This window comes from Brachybacterium sp. YJGR34, from assembly GCF_003347015.1.
Lineage (GTDB): Bacteria > Actinomycetota > Actinomycetes > Actinomycetales > Dermabacteraceae > Brachybacterium.
Genome location: NZ_PNFB01000022.1, coordinates 1 through 22,715, shown reverse-complemented (window position 1 = coordinate 22,715; position 22,715 = coordinate 1). Strand labels below are relative to the sequence as shown.

General features: G+C 72.0%; 16 protein-coding genes and 1 tRNA gene. 14 read left to right on the top strand and 3 right to left on the bottom strand.

Annotation, left to right across the window (positions count from 1 at the left end):
- The first annotated feature begins 28 nt into the window (after positions 1–28).
- The 3 genes from gltB to pyk all read left to right on the top strand — a co-directional run bounded on the left by gltB (position 29) and on the right by pyk (position 7,654).
- Positions 29–4,609, top strand: a complete 4,581-nt coding sequence (gene gltB, locus CXH06_RS15450) for a glutamate synthase large subunit (protein WP_114856087.1) — start codon at positions 29–31, stop codon at positions 4,607–4,609.
- On the top strand, positions 4,602–6,080 hold the full coding sequence (locus CXH06_RS15445) for a glutamate synthase subunit beta (protein WP_114856086.1): 1,479 nt from the start codon (positions 4,602–4,604) through the stop codon (positions 6,078–6,080). The genes gltB and CXH06_RS15445 overlap by 8 nt, the downstream gene beginning before the upstream one ends.
- 104 nt (positions 6,081–6,184) lie before the next feature.
- Complete coding sequence (gene pyk / locus CXH06_RS15440; RefSeq protein WP_114856085.1) at positions 6,185–7,654, top strand: pyruvate kinase; 1,470 nt, start codon at positions 6,185–6,187, stop codon at positions 7,652–7,654.
- Between the two features lie 92 nt (positions 7,655–7,746).
- Here pyk and CXH06_RS15435 read toward each other — a convergent pair.
- Positions 7,747–7,829 (bottom strand) — tRNA-Leu (locus CXH06_RS15435).
- Positions 7,830–7,943: 114 nt separating this feature from the next.
- Here CXH06_RS15435 and CXH06_RS15430 point away from each other — a divergent pair.
- Positions 7,944–8,591 carry an ANTAR domain-containing response regulator gene (locus tag CXH06_RS15430; RefSeq protein WP_114856084.1) on the top strand — a complete coding sequence of 216 codons (648 nt, stop codon included), beginning with the start codon at positions 7,944–7,946 and terminating at the stop codon, positions 8,589–8,591.
- Positions 8,592–8,655: 64 nt separating this feature from the next.
- Positions 8,656–10,032 carry an ABC transporter substrate-binding protein gene (locus tag CXH06_RS15425; protein ID WP_114856083.1) on the top strand — a complete coding sequence of 459 codons (1,377 nt, stop codon included), beginning with the start codon at positions 8,656–8,658 and terminating at the stop codon, positions 10,030–10,032.
- Positions 10,033–10,060: 28 nt separating this feature from the next.
- Here CXH06_RS15425 and CXH06_RS15420 read toward each other — a convergent pair whose 3' ends face one another.
- Positions 10,061–10,537, bottom strand: coding sequence for a hotdog fold thioesterase (locus CXH06_RS15420; RefSeq protein ID WP_114856082.1), 477 nt, complete (start codon positions 10,535–10,537; stop codon positions 10,061–10,063).
- A gap of 64 nt (positions 10,538–10,601) precedes the next feature.
- Here CXH06_RS15420 and polA point away from each other — a divergent pair, with 64 nt between their 5' ends.
- The 7 genes from polA (at position 10,602) to aroD (ending at position 19,760) form a co-directional block, all read left to right on the top strand.
- Complete coding sequence (polA, locus tag CXH06_RS15415; protein WP_114856081.1) at positions 10,602–13,313, top strand: DNA polymerase I; 2,712 nt, start codon at positions 10,602–10,604, stop codon at positions 13,311–13,313.
- A gap of 226 nt (positions 13,314–13,539) precedes the next feature.
- Complete coding sequence (gene rpsA / locus CXH06_RS15410) at positions 13,540–15,039, top strand: 30S ribosomal protein S1 (protein WP_114856080.1); 1,500 nt, start codon at positions 13,540–13,542, stop codon at positions 15,037–15,039.
- Positions 15,040–15,130: 91 nt separating this feature from the next.
- Positions 15,131–15,961 carry an HAD-IIA family hydrolase gene (locus CXH06_RS15405; RefSeq protein WP_114856079.1) on the top strand — a complete coding sequence of 277 codons (831 nt, stop codon included), beginning with the start codon at positions 15,131–15,133 and terminating at the stop codon, positions 15,959–15,961.
- A gap of 58 nt (positions 15,962–16,019) precedes the next feature.
- The gene (gene aroC, locus CXH06_RS15400) at positions 16,020–17,270 is read left to right on the top strand and encodes a chorismate synthase (RefSeq protein ID WP_114856078.1); all 1,251 of its coding nucleotides are present in this window, start codon (positions 16,020–16,022) and stop codon (positions 17,268–17,270) included.
- Complete coding sequence (locus CXH06_RS15395; protein ID WP_114856077.1) at positions 17,267–17,809, top strand: shikimate kinase; 543 nt, start codon at positions 17,267–17,269, stop codon at positions 17,807–17,809. Before aroC ends, CXH06_RS15395 begins: the two co-directional genes overlap by 4 nt.
- Positions 17,806–18,888: a 3-dehydroquinate synthase gene (aroB, locus tag CXH06_RS15390; protein ID WP_114856076.1), complete on the top strand. Its 1,083-nt coding sequence runs from the start codon at positions 17,806–17,808 to the stop codon at positions 18,886–18,888. The genes CXH06_RS15395 and aroB overlap by 4 nt, the downstream gene beginning before the upstream one ends.
- Positions 18,885–19,760: a type I 3-dehydroquinate dehydratase gene (aroD, locus tag CXH06_RS15385; protein WP_232820387.1), complete on the top strand. Its 876-nt coding sequence runs from the start codon at positions 18,885–18,887 to the stop codon at positions 19,758–19,760. Before aroB ends, aroD begins: the two co-directional genes overlap by 4 nt.
- A 7-nt stretch (positions 19,761–19,767) precedes the next feature.
- Here aroD and CXH06_RS15380 read toward each other — a convergent pair whose 3' ends face one another.
- Positions 19,768–20,667 (bottom strand): trimeric intracellular cation channel family protein, encoded by a 900-nt coding sequence (locus tag CXH06_RS15380; RefSeq protein WP_157975777.1) that lies wholly within the window; start codon positions 20,665–20,667, stop codon positions 19,768–19,770.
- An 81-nt stretch (positions 20,668–20,748) separates the two neighbouring features.
- On the opposite strand from CXH06_RS15380, the gene coaE reads away from it, so the two are divergent.
- Complete coding sequence (gene coaE, locus CXH06_RS15375) at positions 20,749–21,372, top strand: dephospho-CoA kinase (RefSeq protein WP_114856075.1); 624 nt, start codon at positions 20,749–20,751, stop codon at positions 21,370–21,372.
- Positions 21,373–21,478: 106 nt separating this feature from the next.
- Positions 21,479–22,715 (top strand): HNH endonuclease signature motif containing protein (locus CXH06_RS15370; RefSeq protein ID WP_157975780.1); only part of this gene is annotated, 1,237 nt, incomplete at its 3' end.

Sequence of the window (22,715 nt, the reverse complement as noted above, 5' to 3'; positions counted from 1 at the left end):
ACCGCCCACTCCCGAAGGGCTCTGCCACATGCTCCCGCTCACCTCCCGCTTCTCCTCCTTCCCCGCTCCGCAGGGCCTCTACCGCCCCGAGAGCGAGCTCGACTCCTGCGGCGTGGCGATGATCGCCACGCTCCGCGGACGGCCCGGTCACGACATCGTCGCCCATGCCCTGCAGGCGCTGCGCAACCTCGAGCACCGCGGCGCGGTGGGCGCCGAGGAGGACACCGGCGACGGCACCGGCATCATGGTGCAGCTGCCCGATGCCTTCCTGCGCGAGGTCAGCGGCCTGGAGCTGCCGCCGCGAGGGTCCTACGCGGCGGGCACCGCCTTCGTCCCCCGCACCCCCGAGGGTCGCCGCGCAGTGCTCACCGCCCTCGAGGAGATCGCCGCCGAGGAGGGTCTGCGCCTGCTGGGCACCCGGGAGGTCCCCGTCACCGAGGGGCTCGTCGGACCCTCCGCGGAGCAGGTCCGGCCCGACTTCGTCCAGGTCTTCCTCGTCGACGCCGCCGGTGAGCGCAGCGGTCTGGACCTCGAGCGCGCGGCCTTCGCGGTGCGCCGCCGCGTCGAGCACACCACCGAGGGCTACTTCCCCTCGCTGTCCACGCGGGTCATGGTCTACAAGGGGATGCTCACCCCCACCCAGCTCGACGAGTTCTACCCGGATCTCACCGATCCCCGCTTCGCCTCCGAGCTCGCCATCGTCCACTCGCGCTTCTCGACCAACACCTTCCCGGCCTGGCCGCTCGCGCACCCGTTCCGGACCCTCGCCCACAACGGTGAGATCAACACGGTGATCGGCAACCGCAACCGCCTGCGCGCCGCCGAGGGCTCGATGCGCACGGACGCCTTCGGCGAGGAGTTCGAACGCCTGCTGCCCGTCAGCACCCCCGGCGCCTCCGACTCCGCCGCGCTGGACGAGGTGCTCGAGCTGCTGCACCTCTCCGGGCGGTCGCTCGCCCAGTCGCTGATGATGCTCATCCCGGAGCCGTGGGAGAACGACCCCACGATGGATCCGGATCTGCGGGCCTTCTACGAGTTCCATGCCGCGCTGCAGGAGCCGTGGGACGGTCCCGCCGCCGTCGTGTTCTCCGACGGCGCGCAGGTGGGCGCCCGCCTGGACCGCAACGGCCTGCGACCGCTGCGCTACTGGGTGACCGAGGACGATCTGGTGATCCTGGGCTCCGAGACCGGGGTGGTGGACGTGCCGCGCGCGAGCGTGGTGCGCACCGGGCGCGTCGCCCCCGGGGAGATCTTCCTGCTGGACCTGGAGCGCGGCGAGATCGTGCCCAGCGACCGCCTCAAGCACGAGATCGCCACCGAGCGCCCCTACGGGACCTGGGTGCGCGAGCAGAAGATGCGCCTGCAGGACCTGCCCGAGCGCGAGCACATCACCCACTCCCGCTCCTCGGTCCTGCGCCGCCAGCAGACCTTCGGGTTCACCGAGGAGGAGCTGCGGGTGCTGCTGGCCCCCATGGCCGCCAAGGGCGCCGAGCCGCTGGGCGCGATGGGCACCGACACCCCGATCGCGGTGCTCTCGGACCGTCCGCGGCTGCTGTTCGACTACTTCACGCAGATGTTCGCCCAGGTGACCAATCCGCCGCTGGACGCGCTGCGTGAGGAGATCGTCACCTCGCTCGGCGTCACCATCGGTCAGTCGCGCAACCTGCTCGACGCGACGCCGCAGCACGCCCGCCAGCTGGCCCTGGACTTCCCGATCATCGACAACGACGAGCTCGCGAAGATCATGGCGGTGGACGCCCACCCCGACACCGCGGACTTCCACACCGTCCGCCTGCGGGGCCTGTACACCGTCGCCGGCGGGACCGAGGCGCTCGAGGCCCGGCTGCGCGAGATCTGCGACGAGGCGGTCGCCGCGATCGATCGCGGCGCGACCTTCCTGGTGCTCTCGGACCGCGACACCAACCAGGCCCTCGCGCCGATCCCCTCGCTGCTGCTGACCAGCGCCGTCCAGCACCATCTGGTGCGCACGGGTCGACGCACCCGGGCGGCTCTCGTGGTCGAGGCCGGCGACGTCCGCGAGGTCCACCACGCGGCGCTGCTGATCGGCTACGGCGCGAGCGCCATCAACCCGTATCTCGCGATGGAGAGCGTCGAGGAGCTCGTCGAGCGCGGCGTGGTCAGCGATCTCACGCCCGAGCAGGCCGTGAAGAACCTCCTCCAGGCGCTCGGCAAGGGCGTGCTGAAGATCATGTCGAAGATGGGCATCGCGACCGTCGCCTCCTACCGCGGCGCGCAGATCTTCGAGGCCGTGGGGCTCTCGCAGGAGCTCGTCGACGAGTGGTTCCCCGGCACCATCAGCCGCATCGGCGGCATCGACCTGGGCGTCATCGCGGCGGAGACCGCGGCCCGGCACGCGCTCGCCCATCCGGTGGACGGCACCCACCCGCCCCACCGGACGCTGCCCGTGGGCGGCGAGTACCAGTGGCGCCGCGAGGGGGAGCCGCACCTGTTCACCCCGGAGACGGTCTTCCGCCTCCAGCACTCCACGCGGCATCGTCAGTACGACGAGTTCCGCCGCTACACCGACGAGGTCGACGAGCAGCACGAGCACCTCATGACCCTCCGCGGCCTGCTGCAGCTGCGCGCCGAGGAGCGAGAGCCGATCCCGCTGGAGGAGGTCGAGCCCGTCGAGGCGATCACCCGGCGCTTCATGACCGGCGCGATGAGCTACGGCTCGATCTCGCAGGAGGCGCACGAGACCCTCGCCATCGCGATGAACCGCCTGGGCGGGATGTCCAACAGCGGCGAGGGCGGCGAGGACCGCGAGCGTCTGCGCGATCCCGAGCGGCGCAGCGCGATCAAGCAGATCGCCTCCGGCCGCTTCGGCGTGACCAGCGAGTACCTGACCTTCGCCAAGGACATCCAGATCAAGATCGCCCAGGGCGCCAAGCCCGGCGAGGGCGGCCAGCTGCCGCCGGAGAAGGTGTACCCGTGGATCGCCCGCACCCGGCACTCCACCCCGGGCATCGGCCTCATCTCACCGCCGCCGCACCACGACATCTACTCGATCGAGGACCTCGCCCAGCTGATCCACGACGCGAAGTCCGCGAACCCCGCGGCCCGCGTCCACGTCAAGCTGGTCTCCCGCTTCGGGGTGGGCACGGTCGCGACCGGCGTCTCGAAGGCCCACGCCGACGTCGTGCTGATCTCCGGGCACGACGGCGGCACCGGGGCGAGCCCGCTGAACTCCCTCAAGCACGCGGGCACCCCCTGGGAGCTGGGCCTCGCCGAGACCCAGCAGACGCTGCTGCTGAACGGCCTGCGCGACCGCATCACGGTCCAGGTCGACGGGCAGATGAAGACCGGTCGCGACGTGGTCATCGCCGCCCTGCTGGGGGCCGAGGAGTACGGCTTCGCCTCCGCCCCGCTGGTGGTCTCCGGCTGCGTCATGATGCGTGTGTGCCATCTGGACACCTGCCCGGTGGGCGTGGCCACCCAGAATCCCGAGCTGCGCGCCCGCTACACCGGCAGCGCCGACCACGTGGTGACGTTCTTCCAGTTCGTCGCCGAGCAGGTGCGCGAGCACCTCGCCGCCCTGGGCCTGCGCAGCCTCGACGAGGCGATCGGCCGCACCGACCTGCTGGGCCTGCGGGACGACGACCGGGCGCGCGGCGTGCTCGGCCAGGCGAAGCGCGAGGGCCTCGACCTCGAGGCCATCCTCGCCCGGCCCGAGATCCACGAGGGCGACTTCCCCCGGCGCCGCCGCGGCCAGGACCACGGCCTGGACAAGGCGCCGGACCATCCCTGGATCGCGCAGGCGACCCCCGTGCTGGACGGCGCGCTGGCCTCGGTGCGGGTCTCCGACACCGTGAACAACATCCAGCGCAGCGCCGGCACGCTGCTGGGCCACGAGGTCACCCGGCGCACCGAGGGCGAGGGCCTCGAGGAGGACTCCGTGGTGCTGGACCTCGAGGGCACCGGCGGGCAGTCCTTCGGCGCCTTCCTGCCGCGCGGGGTGAGCATGCACCTGCACGGCGACGCGAACGACTACGTCGGCAAGGGCCTCTCCGGCGGGATCATCGCCGTTGGCCACGGCGCGGGCACGGAGCCCTCGCTGACCTCCGCGGCGATCGCCGGCAACACCTGTGCCTACGGCGCCACCAGCGGACGTCTGCTGCTGGCGGGCGCCGCGGGCGAGCGCTTCGGGGTGCGCAACTCCGGGGCCACCCTGGTGGTGGAGGGCATCGGCGACCACGGCGCGGAGTACATGACCGGCGGCGCCGTCGTGGTGCTGGGGCCGACGGGGCGCAACCTCGGCGCCGGCATGAGCGGCGGCACGCTGTTCGTGCTCGATCTCGACCGCGAGAGCCTCAATCCCAAGGACGCCGCCGGCTTCGCGATCACGCCGGTGCGCGAGGAGCACCGCGCCTTCGTGCTCGAGGCGCTGCGCGACCACGCCGCGCGCACCGGCTCCGACCGCGCGGCCGCGCTCCTGGCCGACGAGGCGGAGCTCATGGAGCGGCTCACCGAGATCGCCCCGCGCGCCTTCCTCACGATCACCGGGATCCGCGAGGACGCCCTCACCCGTGGGATCGACCCCGATTCGAACGACGTCTGGAACGAGATCATGGAGGCCACCCATGGCTGATCCCCGAGGATTCCTTCGCTACCGCGACCGTGAGCTGCCCGCCCGGCGCCCGGTGCCCGTGCGCCTGATGGACTGGCGCGAGGTGTACGAGGCCCGTGAGAAGGGCACTCTGTCCGTCGTCTCCCGCCAGGCCGGCCGCTGCATGAACTGCGGCATCCCGTTCTGCCACCAGGGCTGCCCGCTGGGCAACCTGATCCCGGAGTGGAACGACCTGGTCTACCGCGACGACTGGCGGGAGGCCTCCGAGCGCCTCCACGCGACGAACAACTTCCCGGAGTTCACCGGCCGCGCCTGCCCGGCGCCGTGCGAGTCCAGCTGTGTGCTGGGGATCAACCAGCCGCCGGTGACGATCAAGAACGTCGAGGTCTCGATCATCGATCGCGCCTTCGAGGAGGATTGGGTGCGTCCGGTCGAGCCCACCCGCCACACGGGACGTGCGGTGGCCGTGGTGGGCTCGGGTCCGGCGGGGCTCGCCGCCGCCCAGCAGCTGACCCGGGCCGGCCACTCGGTGGTGGTGCTCGAGAAGGACGACCGCCTGGGCGGTCTCCTGCGCTACGGCATCCCGGAGTTCAAGCTCGAGAAGCGCCATGTGGATCGCCGCCTGGCACAGATGCGCGCCGAGGGCACCCGCTTCCGCACCGGCGTGGACGTCGGCGGGGAGGGGGAGGGCGCGCTGAGCGTGGAGGACCTCCGCTCCCGCTTCGACGCCGTGGTGCTGGCGACCGGGGCGAGCACGCCCCGCGAGCTCGCCGTGCCCGGCAACGATGCCCGTGGCATCCACCCGGCGATGGAGTACCTCACCCAGGCCAACCGCCTGGTGGAGGGGGACTGGGTGAACGAGCCGATCTCCGCCGAGGGCAAGGACGTCGTGATCATCGGCGGCGGCGACACCGGCGCGGACTGCCTGGGCACGGCGCTCCGTCAGGGAGCCCGCTCGGTGACCACGCTCGCGATCGGCACGCAGCCGCCCGCGGAGCGCGACGAGACCCAGCCCTGGCCCGTCCACCCCGTGCTGTTCGAGGTCTCGACCGCGCACGAGGAGGGCGGCGACCGCTCCTACCTCGCCTCGACCACCGGCTTCGAGGTGGACGAGAGCGGCGCGGTGACCGGTCTGAAGGTGGCGCGCACCCAGTTCCGCGACGGGAAGCGCCTGCCCACTCCCGGCACCGAGACCGTTCTGCCGGCCTCCCTCGTGCTCATCGCGATGGGCTTCACCGGGACGCAGGAGCAGGGCCTCCTCGCCGAGCTCGGGGTGGAGACCTCCCAGCGCGGCAACATCGTGCACGACGGGAACTGGGCGACCTCCGTCCCCGGCGTGTTCACCGCGGGCGACTGCGCCCGCGGTCAGAGCCTCATCGTGTGGGCCATCGCCGAGGGCCGCTCCTGCGCGGCCGCGGTCGACGCCCATCTGATGGGATCCACCTCTCTGCCCACGCCTGTGCATCCCGGCGAGAAGCCCGTCACAGTGTGAAAGACTAGGGTCAGTACACGCGATGCCGCGGCCCACTGGGCGGTGCCTCGCGCGCTGTCCCACGGAAGGGCCGCGGCCCTCACTCGAACTACAGATGGGTTGTCATGCGCAAAGCGAAGATCGTCTGCACACTTGGTCCTGCGACCAATACCTACGAGCAGATCCGGACGCTGATCGATGCCGGGATGAACGTGGCGCGGATGAATCTGAGCCACGGCACCTACGACGATCACGAGAAGGTCTACGCCAACATCCGCAAGGCCGCCGAGGACCTCGGCCGCAATGTGGCCGTGCTGGTGGACCTGCAGGGTCCCAAGATCCGGCTCGGCAACTTCGCCGACGGCCCGCACCAGCTCGAGGTCGGTGACACCTTCGTCATCACCACGGACGACATCGAGGGCACCCGCGAGCGGGTCTCGACGACGTTCAAGGGCCTCCCGGGCGACTGCCGCCCCGGCGACGTGCTGCTGATCGACGACGGCAAGGTGTCGGTCCGCGTCACCGACGTCACCGACACGGATGTCACCACCGTCGTCGAGGTGCCCGGCCCGGTCTCGAACCACAAGGGCATCAACCTCCCGGGCGTCGCGGTCTCCGTGCCCGCCATGAGCGAGAAGGACGTCGCGGATCTCCGCTGGGGCCTCGCCCTGGGCGCGGACCTCATCGCCCTGTCCTTCGTGCGCGACGCGCACGACATGGACGAGGTGCTGCGGATCATGCAGGAGGAGGGTCGCCGGGTCCCGGTGATCGCGAAGATCGAGAAGCCGCAGGCCGTCCGCGCGCTGCGCTCGATCGTCGGCGCCTTCGACGGCATCATGGTCGCCCGCGGCGACCTGGGCGTCGAGCTGCCGCTCGAGCAGGTCCCGCTGGTGCAGAAGCGCGCCATCGAGCTGGCCCGCCGGAACGCGAAGCCCGTGATCGTGGCCACCCAGGTGCTCGAGTCGATGATCGAGAGCCCGCGTCCCACCCGCGCGGAGGCCTCGGACTGCGCCAACGCCATCCTCGACGGTGCCGACGCCGTCATGCTCTCGGGCGAGACCAGCGTGGGCAAGTACCCCTTCGAGGCGGTCCGGACCATGGCCCGCATCGTCACCAACACGGAGGAGAACGGCGCCGATCGCATCCTCCCGCTGGGCACCATCCCGCACACCCGCGGCGGCGCCATCACCCGTGCGGCCGCCGAGATCGGCGATCAGCTCTCCGCGCAGTACCTGGTGACCTTCACCGAGTCCGGCGACACCTCCCGTCGCCTCTCCCGGCTGCGTCCCACCATCCCCCTGCTGGCGATGACCCCGTATCCGGAGGTGGCCCGGCAGCTGTCGCTGACCTGGGGCATCGAGGCGCATCTGGTCCCGATGCAGAAGGATTCCGATGCCATGGTGAGCGTGGTGGACGACCTGCTGCGCGAGCAGAAGGGCCTGCAGAAGAACGACCTGGTCGTCATCGCGGCCGGGTCGCCTCCCGGAGTGCACGGCTCGACCAACACCCTGCGAGTGCATCGGATCGGTGACCTCGACGGCACCGAGTCCGCGCGCATCGAGGCCGACCGCATCGCGGCCGGTCCCGAGGTCTGATCGAGACCTTCCCCGAGGAGACGGCGCCCGCGGCCTTCGAGGCCGTCGGGCGCCGTCCCGTCGGACGCGGCGCAGGGATCGTGCCCCACGGGTGCCGGATGCGGGACTCGAACCCGCACGCCCTCGCGGACAGCGCATTTTGAGTGCGCCGCGTCTACCGTTCCGCCAATCCGGCGCGCCCCCGGTGGGGGAGTGCTGGACTAGGATACCGCTGACGACCACCGGCCTTCGCCGCGCGGGTGCACATCACCCCCGCGTGCAGGACCTTTTTCGGAGACACGAGCCCCATATGACTGACGAGAACGCACCCCTTCCCGATGACCCGCAGGACCTCGCACCGGAGGAGGGCACGGCCCGCCGCACCGCGGTGGTGGCCGAGGACGAGAGCCTCATCCGCATGGACATCGTCGAGACCCTCACGGAGGCCGGTTTCGACGTGATCGCCGCGGTGGGCGACGGCGAGAGCGCCGTGGAGAAGGCCCGCGAGCTGCGCCCCGACGTGGTGATCATGGACGTGAAGATGCCGCAGACCGACGGCGTCACGGCCGCCGAGCGGATCGGCGAGGACAACCTCGCGCCTGTGGTGATGCTCACCGCCTTCTCGCAGGCGGAGCTCGTCGAGCGCGCCCGCGACGCCGGGGCGATGGCCTACGTGGTCAAGCCCTTCACGCCCGCGGACCTGCTGCCGGCGATCGAGATCGCCATCTCCCGGTTCACGCAGATCACCCAGCTCGAGGCCGAGATCCAGGACCTCGGTGAGCGGTTCGAGACGCGCAAGCGCGTCGACCGCGCCAAGGGCCTGCTGCAGACCAACATGGGTCTGTCCGAGCCGGAGGCCTTCCGCTGGATCCAGAAGACCTCGATGGACCGCCGCCTGACGATGCGCGAGGTCGCCGACGCGGTCGTCGACCAGCTGGGCGGTCCGGGCAAGGCCTGAGCCGGGCGGCCCTGCCAGGGCCTGAGAGGACGCGCCTGCGGGCTGCGAGGGGAGTGAACGGGGGATGGCCATCACACGGCGCACCCTGGTGCGCGGGCTCGGGATGGGGGTCCTGGGCGCCGGTGCGCTGAGCGGCTGCGGGGACGGCGAGGGGATCCGCGGGCGCCGCGGCCGGCGCCGGGCCACCACCACCGCGCCGACGGCCGGCGCCCTCGAGGAGCCCGAGACCCCGCTGGTCATCGGCCAGATCGGGGCGAGCTACGGGCGGGCGGCTCCCTTCGAGAAATCGGTGGCCGTGGCCATCTCCGAGGCGGCCATCGACGTCAACGACCGCTGGGACGGCCTGTTCGGCCAGGAGGTCGCCCTCCACGACCGCCATGTGATGAGCGAGGCCGGCGAGGACCTCTCCGATGTCATCGCCGGCTTCGCCGACGAGGGTGTCACCTGCGTGATCACCTCGATCGACGAGGAGGCGCTGGTCGCGGCGATGCCGCACCTGGTCGAGCACGAGATGGCCGTGATCGACGTGTTCACCTCGGGGATGCAGCTGCGCTCCGCGGAGGTCCACACCGCCAATCTCCTGGCGCGCCTGTCCCCGAACGATCGCACGATCGCGGCGCTGTACGAGGAGGCCGCCTGGTCGAGCTCCGATCGCGGCGGCCCCGCGGGCACGGTGGCCTTCGTCTCACAGGACACGATGCAGGGCCGCGGTCTCCTCCACCAGATCACCCAGCTCCTCAACCCCAAGGACGGCCGGGTGCTCTCGGAGCAGTTCTACCCGGTCGGCGACATCGGGAACGTCGGCGAGCGGGTCTCGGCGGTGCTCGAGACGCCTCCGGCGCTGCTGGTGGTGAACGGGGGACCGGAGGCGGGCCCCTTCCTGTCCGCGCTGCGCGAGGCCACCCTCGACGAGGACGGCCGCCCCGCGGTGGAGTTCCCGATCCGGCTCGGGCCGGCGGCGACCCTCGACTACTCGCAGATCGCGGCCGGGGACTCCCTCGTGGCGGAATCCCTCGCGGGCGCCACCGGCTACGAGCCCGGGGGAGAGATCACCGTGGAGCACGAAAACATGATGCTGAATCGCGATGCAGGTTTTCTGACCAGCGGCTACGCCTACTCTCAGCAGGCCTACGACGCCTTCACCCTCGCCTGCCTCGCGGCCCAGGACGCCCTCGCGGTCGACGGCCCGGCGATCGCCAGCTCGCTGCCGCGCGTGCTCACGGGATCCGAGGAGTGCACCGACTACGGGCTGTGCCGCGGAGCGCTGCAGACCGCGCTCGAGGCGCAGGAGACCACGACCATCGCCTACGTGGGGCGCACGGGCGCCGTCGAGCTGGGCCCCCAGGCCGATCTCCGGACCGGGGAGCTGCGGGAGTACTCCTGGTCGGAGGCGAACGTCCTCGAGGCCGGGACGGCGAAGAACGTCGAGGACCCGGTCTGAGCCGAGGGGCGGGTCCCCGGCGCCGCGTTCAGCGGGGCGGCAGCAGGGTGGTCTGCACGCTCACCGTGCTCAGCAGCGTGCCGCGGTCGTCGCGGACCTCCACCTGGTAGCTCGCGATCTGACGGCCTGTGCGCAGCGCCGTGCAGGTCGCGGTGACGATCCCCGAGCGCGCGGAGCGATGGTGCAGGGCGGAGACGGAGGTGCCCACGGCCTGCGCGCCCTCGCCGTGCACCTCGCGCGCCCGGAGGATCGCGGCGAAGGAGGCCACCGACTCGGCCAGCGCGATGGTGGCGCCGCCGTGCAGGAGCCCGGCCGGCTGGGTGTTCCCGGCCACCGGCATCGTCATCGTCCCGCCCTGGGCGTCGAGCGTGAGCAGCTCCATCCCGCACCGCTCGATGAGCGTGCCCTCCAGCAGCGGCGCGAAGGACGCGCGCAGCTCCGGGCCGACGGGCGGTGCGGTGTTCGGGAGGTGGCGGTCGGCGGTGCTCCGGTGGCGATCGTCCATGGGGCGAGGGTGCCACAGTCGGCACGGTGGGCGGGTGTCGGCCCGACGTGGGAGACTTCTGTGCATGAGTGCGAGCGACACCGATGACCAGCGCATCCTCCTGATCGACGGGCACGCGATGGCGTTCCGGGCCTTCTTCGCCCTGCCCGCGGACGGTTTCAGCGACGGCCGGGGGCAGTCCACGAACGCCGTCTACGGCTTCGCCCGGATGATCATCAACGTCGTCGCCTCCGAGCGGCCCACCCACCTCGCGGTGGCCTTCGACCTGCCCGGCGGGACCTTCCGCGACCGCATCTACGACCAGTACAAGGGCGGCCGCGACGAGACCCCGCCGCAGTTCCACGGCCAGATCGACCTCATCAAGCAGGTGCTCGACGCGCTCGGCGTGCGCTGGCTGACCTACGAGGACTACGAGGCCGACGACATCGTCGCGACCCTCGCCACCCGCGCCGCCGAGGAGGGCCACGAGGCCCTCATCGTCACCAGCGACCGCGACTCCATCCAGCTGGTCGGCGAGAACGTCACGCTGCTGCAGCCGATCAAGGGCGTGACCGAGATGCGCCGCATGACCCCGGCGGCCGTCGAGGAGAAGTACGGGATCCCGCCGGAGCGGTACCCGGACCTCGCGGCGCTGGTGGGGGAGGCCGCGGACAACCTGCCGGGCGTGCCGGGCGTGGGCCCCAAGACCGCCGCGAAGTGGATCGTGAAGTACGGGGACCTGCCGGGCGTCATCGCCCACGCCGGGGAGATCGGCGGCAAGGCCGGCCAGTCGCTGCGCGACCACCTCGAGGACGTCGAGCGCAACCGTCTGATGAACGCCGCCTTCACCACGCTCGACCTGCCCACCGATCCGGAGCACTACGTGCTGGGCCGCGGGGACCGGGCCCGGGTCGCCGAGGTCTTCGACGACCTGGCCTTCGGGGACACCATCCGGCGCGATCTGCCCGATGCCCTCTTCGGCGAGGGACCGGCGGAGCCGGTCGTCGAGGAGCCGGCCCCGTCCGCGGTCCTCCTCGAGGACGCCGGGAGCCTCACGGCGCTGCTCGGCGAGGCCCCGGGGGAGATCGTGCTCACCGCGGCGGACGACGTGCGCGGCGGGCCGCTGCTCGGCCTCGCCGTGGCCGACGGCCAGGGCTGGCTGCGCCTCGCGGAGTTGGACTCCGAGGGGTCCACCGCGCTCGGCGCGGCACTCGAGCAGGCGGACCGGATCCTGGCCGCGGACCTCCCGACGCTGCGCGTGTGGCTCGCGCACAACGGCTATGCGCTGGGGGAGTCGGGCCGCGATCTCGCCCTGGAGGCCTTCGTGCTGCGCCCCGGCGCCCGCAGCTACGACGCCGAGGCCCTGGCCGGAGAGCTGGGCGGGGTCTCCTTCGAGCCCCGGCCGCGCAAGCCCGCGGAGTCCACGCTGCGCAAGGAGAGCCCGGAGGTGCGCGCGGGGCATGTGGACACCGCCGGGGCGCGCCTGTCCGAGGCCGCCCGGGGTCTGCGGAGCGCGGCGGAGGCGCTGACGGCGCAGCAGGCCGACGCCCCCTGGGCCGCGGCCATCCTCGGGGACCTCGAGCAGCCCCTGCAGAGGGTGCTGGAGTCCATGCACCAGCGGGGGATCGCCATCGACAGCGAGGCGCTGGACCGTCTCCGCGAGGAGTTCGAGGGCTTCGTCGCGCAGGCCAAGCGCGAGGCGGGCGCCCTGGTGGGGGAGGAGGTCAACCTGGCCTCGCCGAAGCAGCTGCAGGTGGTCCTCTTCGAGACCCTCGCGCTGCCCACCACCCGGAAGATCGCCTCCGGGCACTCCACGGATGCCGAGTCCCTGGTCGACCTGCAGGACAAGCTGGTTCCGGAGTCGATCGGGCACCAGTTCCTCGCCTGGCTGCTGCGCTTCCGCGAGATGAGCAAGCTGACCGGGTACCTGGTGGGGCTGGACAAGGTGCTCGACGACGGCGCGCGCGTGCACACCACCTTCCAGCAGACCGCCGCGGCCACCGGGCGCCTCGCCTCGACCGACCCGAACCTGCAGAACATCCCCACGCGCACCGCGGAGGGCCAGCGCATCCGTGACCTGTTCGTCGCCGGCGGCGGCTTCGAGACCCTGCTGACGGCCGACTACTCGCAGATCGAGATGCGGATCATGGCCCACCTCTCGGAGGACGCGGGTCTCATCGAGGCCTTCCGCTCCGGCGAGGACCTCCACAACTTCGTCGCCTCCCGCGTGTTCGGCGTCGCGCCCGACGAGGTCGATCCCGCGATGCGCTCCAAGACCAAGGCGGTCAGCTACGGCCTGGCCTACGGGCTCTCCGCCTTCGGCCTCTCGCGCCAGCTGCGCATCTCCGTGGCCGAGGCGACCACGCTGCGCGACGGCTACTTCGAGCGCTTCGGCGGGGTGCGCGACTACCTCCATCGCAGCGTGGAGACGGCGCGCTCGACGGGCTACACCGAGACGATCCTGGGGCGCCGCCGCTACCTGCCGGACCTCACCTCCGACAACCGCCAGCGTCGCGACAACGCGGAGCGGGTGGCGCTGAACTCGCCCATCCAGGGCAGCGCCGCGGACATCATCAAGCTCGCGATGCTCGCCGTCGAGCGACGGATGCGCGAGGCCGACCTGGCCTCGCGGATGCTGCTGCAGGTGCACGACGAGCTGGTGGTCGAGGTCGCTCCCGGGGAGCTCGAGCGAGTGCGCGAGATCGTGGTCGAGGGGATGGACGGCGCCTACGAGCTGTCGGTGCCGCTCGAGGTCGGGGTGGGCATCGGGCGCACCTGGCGCGAGGCCGCGCACTGAGCGCTCCGCCCACCAGGACGGAAGTCACACCGGCCGTCGACGCGGAGGGCATCCCCGCCCTCGCGGAACCGCGCCCGGGCTGTTAGGATTTCGGAGGTCTGCGCACGCGGCGGGACGACCGTGCCCTGCACGTGGCGCCCCGGTGCGCGCGGATCGGTTCCCTCCGGGGAGCCGTGCACGTCCATCGACCCTACTCATTTCCTGTCCCGACGGAGTTCCTACCTACATGACCGACACCACGACCCCCCAGATCGCCATCAACGACATCGGCGGCGCCGACGAACTCATGGCTGCCATCGATGCGACCATCAAGTACTTCAACGATGGCGACATCGTCGAGGGCACTGTGGTGAAGGTCGATCACGACGAGGTCCTCCTGGACATCGGCTACAAGACCGAGGGCGTCATCCCCTCGCGCGAGCTGTCCATCAAGCACGACGTCGACCCCGGTGAGGTCGTCGAGGTCGGTGACGAGATCGAGGCCCTGGTCCTCCAGAAGGAGGACAAGGAGGGCCGGCTGATCCTGTCCAAGAAGCGCGCCCAGTACGAGCGCGCCTGGGGCACGATCGAGCAGATCAAGGAGGACGAGGGCGTCGTCACCGGTCGCGTCATCGAGGTCGTCAAGGGCGGTCTCATCGTCGACATCGGCCTGCGCGGCTTCCTCCCCGCCTCCCTCGTCGAGATGCGCCGCGTGCGCGACCTGCAGCCCTACGTGGGCCAGGAGATCGAGGCGAAGATCATCGAGCTCGACAAGAACCGCAACAACGTGGTCCTCTCGCGTCGCGCCTACCTGGAGGAGACCCAGTCCGCGGTCCGCTCCGACTTCCTGCAGACCCTGCAGAAGGGCCAGGTCCGCGAGGGCGCCGTGTCCTCGATCGTCAACTTCGGCGCCTTCGTCGATCTCGGCGGCGTCGACGGTCTGGTGCACGTCTCCGAGCTGTCCTGGAAGCACATCGACCACCCGTCCGAGGTCGTCGAGGTCGGTCAGAAGGTCAGCGTCGAGGTGCTCGACGTGGACATGGACCGCGAGCGCGTCTCCCTGTCGCTGAAGGCGACCCAGGAGGACCCGTGGCAGCTCTTCGCCCGCACCCACGCCATCGGCGAGGTCGTCCCGGGCAAGGTCACCAAGCTGGTTCCCTTCGGCGCCTTCGTGCGCGTCGAGGACGGCATCGAGGGCCTCGTGCACATCTCCGAGCTGGCCCAGCGCCACGTGGATCTGCCCGAGCAGGTCGTCACCGTCGACCAGGACGTCTTCGTCAAGGTCATCGACATCGACCTCGAGCGTCGCCGGATCTCCCTCTCGCTCAAGCAGGCGAACGAGGGCGTCGACCCCGAGGGCGACGACACCACCTTCGACCCGGCGCTCTACGGCATGGCCGCGGAGTACGACGCCAACGGCGAGTACAAGTACCCCGAGGGCTTCGACCCGGAGACCAACGAGTGGCTCGAGGGCTACGACGCCCAGCGCGAGGAGTGGGAGGGCCAGTACGCGGCCGCCTACGAGCGCTGGACCGCCCACAAGGCCCAGGTCGCCGAGGCCCTCAAGGCCGACGAGGAGTCCGCGAACGCTCCGGCCGCCGCGTCCTCGTCCTCCTCGAGCTCCTCCTCGTCCTCCGAGGCCCCGGCCGCGCCGCAGGCCTCCTACCAGTCGAGCTCCACGGACGAGGGCACGCTCGCCTCGGACGAGGCCCTGGCCGCCCTGCGCGCCAAGCTCACCGGCAACTGATCCTCGGATCGTTCTGCGGAACGGCCCGGTCCCCGCGCTGCGGGGGCCGGGCCGTTCCCGTTTCCCGGCCCGGACAGGGCACACTGGTCCCATGACCACAATGCTCGACGATCTCCCGATCCACACCTGGCTCACCGACATGGACGGCGTCCTCGTCCACGAGGACCGGCCGTTGCCCGGCGCCGCGGACTTCATCGCCGCTCTGCAGCGCTTCGGCCGCCCCTTCCTGGTGCTCACGAACAACTCGATCTTCACGCCGCGGGATCTGCGGGCCCGCCTGTCCCGCAGCGGGATCGATCTGCCCGAGGAGTCCCTGTGGACCAGCGCGATGGCCACCGCGCGCTTCCTGGCGGAGCAGAAGCCCGGCGCGGCCGCGTACGTGATCGGCGAGGCCGGCCTGACCAGCGCCATGCACGACGAGGGCTTCATCCTCGCGGACATCGACGTCGAGTTCGTGGTGCTGGGGGAGACGCGCACGTACTCCTTCGAGGCGATCACCCGCGCCATCCGACTCGTCCAGGGCGGGGCGAAGTTCATCGCCACGAACCCCGATGTGACGGGGCCCAGCATGGACGGTCCGATGCCGGCCACCGGGGCGGTGGCCGCGATGATCACGGCCGCCACCGGGATCAGCCCCTACTACATCGGCAAGCCGAACCCGCTGATGATGCGCACGGCCCTGAACCGCCTCGGCGCCCACTCGGAGACCTCGGTGATGATCGGGGACCGCATGGACACCGATGTGAAGTCCGGTCTCGAGGCGGGGATGCGCTCGGTGCTGGTGCTCAGCGGCTCCACCACCGAGGAGGAGATCGCGCAGTATCCGTTCCGGCCCACCGCGGTGCTCGACGGGATCGCGGACGTGGTGCCGCTCGTGGAGCAGCTCACCCCGATCGAATCGGTGGAGCTGGACGAGGACTAGGGGCCCGGCGCCCGGACGTCGACCCGGCGTCCGGGCTCCGCATGAGAGAATCACCCCCATGTTGCGCTGGCTCACGGCCGGGGAATCCCACGGCCCCTCCCTCATCTCCCTGCTCGACGGCGTCCCGGCCGGCATCGAGCTGACCAGTGACGATCTGAAGGCGGCGCTCGCCCGTCGGCGGCTGGGCCACGGCCGCGGCAGCCGTCAGAAGTTCGAGCAGGACGTTCTGACGATCCACGGCGGTCTGCGCCACGGCCGCACCCTCGGCTCCCCGCTCGCGATCGAGATCGCGAACTCGGAGTGGCCGAAGTGGGAGAAGGTCATGAGCGCCGATCCGGTGGCGCGCGAGGACCTGCTGATCGACGCCGGGACCGGCGATGAGCGCGAGATCGCGCGCAACCGTCCGCTCTCCCGCCCCCGGCCCGGCCATGCGGACCTCTCGGGGATGCTGAAGTACGGCTTCGACGAGGCCCGCCCGGTGCTCGAGCGGGCCAGCGCCCGCGAGACCGCGGCCCGGGTCGTCGCCGGGCGCGTCGCCGCGGCGCTGCTCGAGCAGACCGCCGGGATCCGCCTGGTCTCGCACACCCTGCAGACCGGATCGGTGCGCACCCCCGAGGAGGCGGCGCTGCCCACCCCGGACGACGTCGACGCGCTGGACGCCGATCCGCTGCGCTGCTTCGACCGGGAGGCTTCCGCCGCGATGGTCGCCGAGGTGGACGCCGCGAAGGCGGACGGCGACACGCTCGGCGGTGTGGTCGAGGTGCTCGCCTACGGCCTGCCGGTGGGGCTGGGCTCGCACATCCAGTGGGATCGTCGGCTCGACGGGCGGCTCGCCCAGGCGATCATGTCCATCCAGGCGATGAAGGGCGTCGAGATCGGCGACGGCTTCGCCACCGCCGGTCGGCGCGGCTCCGCGGCCCACGACGAGATCCTCGCCGTCGACGACTCGGCCGACGCCGACACCTACCCGCGTGTCACCAATCGCGCCGGCGGTCTCGAGGGCGGCATCACCAACGGTCAGGTGCTCCGTGTCCGCGGCGCGCTCAAGCCCATCTCGACGGTGCCGCGCGCCCTGCGCACGGTCGACGTCTCCACGGGTGAGCAGACCACGGCCAATCATCAGCGCTCGGACACCTGCGCCGTCGCCCCCGCCGCGGTGATCGCCGAGGCCGTCGTGGCCCTCACCCTGGCCGATGCGCTGCTGGAGAAGACCGGCGGCGACTCGGTGGAGGAGATCCGCGCCCATCTGGAGCAGACGCAGTCCCTGCAGGCGGTGCTGACCGACCGCCGTCCGGACTCCGCTTCGTGACCGGCCCCCTCGCCATCCTGATCGGCCCGATGGCGGCGGGCAAGACCAGCGTGGGGCGCGCGCTCGCATCCCAGTTGGACGTGCCCTTCGCCGATCTCGACGCCCTGATCGCCGAGGCGGCCGGGCGGAGCATCCCCGAGATCTTCGCCGAGGAGGGGGAGGCCGCCTTCCGCGAGCTCGAGGCGGAGACCCTCGAGAGGGCGCTGCACGAGCACCCCGGGGTGCTGTCCCTCGGCGGAGGCGCCCCGCTGCACCCGCGCTCCCGCGAACGCCTGCGCGGCGCCCCGGTGATCTGGCTCGATGTCGACGAGGTGATCGCCGCCCGCCGCCTCGCGCACGGCGCGGGCCGACCGATGCTGAGCGGCGCGGACCCGATGGCCCGGTGGCGCGAGCTGACGGTCGCCCGGGCCTCCTGCTACCGCGAGCTCGCGGCGCTGCGCATCGACGCCGGCCGCGGCAGCCCCTCGCGCGTGGCCCGCTCCATCCTCCACCTGCTGCAGCTCGACCCGCCGGCCCGCCCCGAGAAGGAGATCTCATGAGCACCACGGTCATCCCCGTGACCACCCCGACCGGAGGCTACGACGTCCTGGTGGGACGCGGCCTGCTGGCCGATCTGCCCGCGCTGCTGCCCGAGCGCGCACGGCGGATCGTCATCGTCCACCAGCCCAGCCTGCGCGAGGTCGCCGAGCAGGTGCGCTCCGCGATCGCGGACTCCGGCCGGCAGGCCTTCGCCGCGGAGATCCCCGACGGTGAGGAGGCCAAGACCGCGCAGGTCGCCGGGTTCCTCTGGGGCGTGTGCGGCCAGGCGGAGATCGGCCGGCAGGACCTCGTGATCGGTCTGGGCGGCGGTGCCGCCACGGACCTGGCCGGCTTCGTCGCGGCCTCCTGGCTGCGCGGCATCGACGTGCTGCAGGTGCCCACCACCGTCGCGGCCATGGTCGATGCCGCCGTCGGCGGGAAGACGGGGATCAACACCTCCGAGGGCAAGAACCTCGTGGGCGCCTTCCACCCGCCGATCGCCGTGGTCGCCGACCTCGACGTGCTGGGCGGCCTGGGGGCGAACGACGTGGCCGCGGGCCTCGCCGAGGTCGTCAAGGGCGGCTTCATCGCCGATCCGCGCATCCTGGAGATCATCGAGGAGGATCCCGCGGCCGTGCTCGACGTCCGCAGCGACGCCTTCCGCGAGGTGGTCGAGCGGAAGATCCGCGTCAAGGCACAGGTGGTCTCCGCCGATCTCACCGAGCAGGGTGATCGCGAGATCCTCAACTACGGCCACACCCTGGGCCACGCCATCGAGCGGAACGAGCGCTACCTGTGGCGCCACGGCGCGGCGGTCTCGGTGGGCATGGTCTTCGCCGCGGAGCTCTCCCACCTCGCCGGGAAGCTCTCCGAGGCCGAGGTGGACCGCCACCGCAGCGTCCTGACCTCGCTGGGCCTGCCCACCACCTACCGGGACCGGCAGTGGCCGAAGCTCGAGGACGCCATGAAGCGGGACAAGAAGACCCGCGCGGGTCTGCTGCGCTTCGTGGTGCTCGACCGCATCGGTACGGTCTCCCGGCTCGAGGGCCCCGACCCCGCCCTGCTGCTGTCCGCCTACGCCGCGATCACCGAGGAGTGAGCACCCCCGTGCACGACGAGAACCCCCGTCCGGACGAGACCGATCCGTCGGACCCCGCCGTCCCGCCGGAGACCGATGTGCGCCGCCGCACGGCGACCGTGCGGGGGATCGAGCTCGGCAGGGCCCGCCCCGAGATCATCGTCCCGCTGGTCGGCGCCTACGAGGACGACCTGCTCGCGCAGGCGGAGGCCGCGACCCTCACCCGCGCCCGCATCATGGAGTGGCGCCTGGACGCCTTCCGACCCGATCTCGAGGACGCCGGGGAGCACCGGGAGGCCGTCCTCGCCGCCCTGCCCGCGCTGCGCTCCCGGCTCGGCGCGGACCGGGCGCTGCTGGCCACCTTCCGCACCGCCGTCGAGGGCGGCCGGCGCACGATCGACGACGCGGACCTGGGGACGCTGCTGGAGGTCCTCATCACGGGTCGCCGCGCGGGCACCCAGTCCGCCGTGGACCTCGTGGACATCGAGACCTCCCGCGATCCCCGCACCGTCGAGCGGGTGATCGCCGCCGCCCACCGCCACGGCACCGTCGTCATCGGCTCCTTCCACGACATGGCCTCGACCCCGCCCGAGCACGAGCTCGTCGAGCGCCTGCGCGCCCAGCGCCGGCTGGGGGCGGACGTCCCCAAGATCGCGGTGACTCCGCGCACCCCGCGGGACGTGCTCACCCTGCTCTCGGCGAGCCTCACCGTCGCCGAGGACCTCTCGGGACCGCACATCGCGATCAGCATGGGCACGCTCGGGGCGAGCAGCCGGGTCGCGGGGGAGACCTTCGGCAGCGCCGCGACCTTCGCGAGCGTCGGGCAGGGCTCCGCCCCCGGGCAGCTGCGGGCCGAAGACGTCGCGGGCGTGCTCGAGATGCTGCGTCCCTGAGCTTCGCTCAGCGCTCCGGCGCACCGGAGTCGTCCCGGCGCTCGTGCTCGGCCGTTCCGGGCAGCTCCTCGGCCTCGGTGTGCACGTCGTGGGGGAAGATGCGGTCCTCGTAGTCGGCGGCGTCGACGTCGTCGCTGTGGGCGTCGGCGGCCAGGTCGTCCTCGTTCGCGTCGAGCATGGGGATCGTCCCGGTCTCCAGGGCGACCCGCTCCCGCTCGTCCTTGCGCGTGCGCCGCACCAGCCGCTTGAGCTGCGTCGCGGACAGCGTGACCTGCCATTCGCTGTGGCCGGGCAGTCGCCAGCGCCGCCACGCCGCGAGCAGCGCGAGGAGCGCGCCGACGGCGACGGCGACCAGCACCAGCGGGGAGGGCAGGCCCAGGGCGACCACGAGCCAGGTCAGGATCGCCGTGACGAGGGCTCCGGTGGCGTACAGCGGACCGCCGCCGAAGATCGAGGGGATCCGCCCGACGAGCACGTCGCGGAGCACGCCGCCGCCCACGGCGCTGGTGACCCCGAGCAGGATCGCCGGCAGCTCGTCGAGCCCGTAGCCGAGGGACTTCGCGGTCCCGGTCGCGGCCCACAGCCCCATCGCCATGATGTCCAGCGCGGTGACCAGGCGCCGCCACCAGGCGCCGTCCGCGGCGATGAGGAAGGAGAAGGCGGAGCCGGCCAGCGCGCAGGCGAGGTACCAGGGCCCGTCGAAGGCCGCCGGGGTGCCGTAGTCCAGGATCAGGTCTCGGACGATGCCGCCGCCGAGCCCCGCCACGATCCCGATGATCGCGAAGCCGACGGCGTCGAAGTCCAGGCGGGAGGCGAGGGCTCCCGCCGCGACGCCCATGATGAACACGCCCAACAGGTCCAGCACGCGCAGGAGGTCGTTGGTCACGAGCAGTTCGAGGGGGTCCACCCCAGCACCGTAGACCGGGTCGCCGCCAGCGGGAACGGGGCCGTGCCCGCTCTCACGACGGCACGCCGTAGCATCGTCTCCATGGCTGATCCCGCACCCCTGCCGCGCCTCGGCCTCACCGGAGGGATCGGCGCGGGGAAGTCGACCGTCGCCGCGCTCTGGCGGGAGGCCGGGCTCCGCGTCATCGACCTCGACGCTCACTCCCGGGCGGTGCTCGACGTGCCCGGCGACGGTGTCGAGGAGGCGGTGTCGCGCTTCGGCGAGGAGTTCCGCGCCGACTCCGGGACCATCGACCGGGCGGCCCTCGCGCGCCTGGTGTTCTCCGACCCCGTCGCGCGGGCGGACCTCGAGCGGATCGTGCTGACCCGGGTCGATGCCGCGGTGGCCGCGGAGGAGCGGGAGGCCGCAGCGGGCGGGGAGGCTCTCGTCGTGCACGACAGTCCGCTGCTGCTCGAGAAGGGGAAGGAGGGGGACTACCGAGCGGTCGTCGCGGTGCTCGCCCGGCGGGAGGACCGCATCGCGCGCGTGATGCGGGAGCGCGGCCGGGATCGCGCCTACGTCGACTCCGTCATGGCCGCCCAGGTGACCGATCTTGAACGGATCCGCCGCGCCGATCGCCTGGTCCTCAACACCTCCACCCGCGAGGCCCTCGCCGAGCGCTCCCGGCGAGCACTGGAGGTGCTCGCCCCGTCCCTCGCCTCCTGAGGGGCGTCGGCGGTGTCGCCGCCCGACTTCGTCGTTCGGCCGAGTGTCGGAGCGCTGTGGTGGTCTGGGTGGTGACGATCAGAGTCGACGTCTGCAGGAGGTTGTCATGTCCGCCACCGATCCGTTCCCGTTCCCGTCGGCCTCGCCGTCCGCTGAGTACTCGTCGGGCGTTCCCGCGGGAGCGTCTGTGTCTGGGCCTGTGGGGCGGTTGTCGGAGGAGGAGGCGGTGGCGTTGGGGCAGCGGATTCAGGGGCAGGCGGCGCTGGTCGCGGAGTTGACGTGTGAGTTTCTGCTGTTGGTGGGGGAGTTCGACGCGCGGGAGGCGTCGGGCTGGTATGTCGGGTTGACGTCGACGGCGCATTGGTTGGCGTGGGCGTGTTCGCTGACGCCGGGGACGGCGCGGGAGCAGGTCCGGGTCGCGCGGGCGCTGCGGTCGATGCCGCGGACGGTGGCGGAGTTCCGGGCGGGGAGGTTGTCGTATTCGAAGGTGCGGGAGATGAGCCGGGTCGCGGACCGGGTCGAGGAGGAGGCGCTGTTGGAGCTGGCGCGGGACATGACCGCTTCGCAGCTGGCGCGGACGATCTCCAGCTTCCGGGCGCTGGATGGTGCGCGGATCTCCCAGGATGCGGTGCGTCATGCGCGGTGGTCGGTCCGGGAGGACGGGATGGTGGAGGTCCGGGCGCTGCTGCCCGCGGAGACGGGTGCCGAGGTGGTGACCGCGTTGGAGCTGGCGGTGGACCGTGACGGCACGCCCCCGCCCGCCGCGAGGGACATGGATCCGACGCGGCGGGAGGACGCGGAGGAGCGCGCCGCCCGCATCGCCACCACGGCGACGCTGGAGCAGCGGCGTGCCGATGCGTTGACCGAGCTCGCACGGGCCTATCTGGTCGCGGAGCCTGATGATCGTTCCGGTGAGGACCGTCAACTGGTGGTCGTCCAGGTCAGTGCCGAGGCGCTTCCCAGGGGCGTTCCCGCGGAAACGCCGGCTGAGCCCGCGGTGCGGGGCGCTTCGTCCGTGCCGGATGGCGCGGTGCGGGGCGTTCCTGCGGGAGCGCTGCCGCGCTGTCACGTGGCCGGTGGTGGTGCTCTGGAGCCGGCTACCGTGGAGCGGTTGGCGTGTACGGGGAAGGTGGCGCTGGCGGTCACTGATGCCGGTGGGGAGGTGCTGCATCTGGGGCGGGCGCGTCGTCTGGCGTCGCGGGCGCAGCGCCGGGCGCTGCGGTTGCGGGATGCCAGCTGCGTGTTCCCCGGCTGCCACCGGTCCCGGCATCTCGATGCTCATCACGTCACGCCCTGGTCGCAGGGCGGTGCCACGGATATTGAGGGGTTGGCGCTGCTGTGTC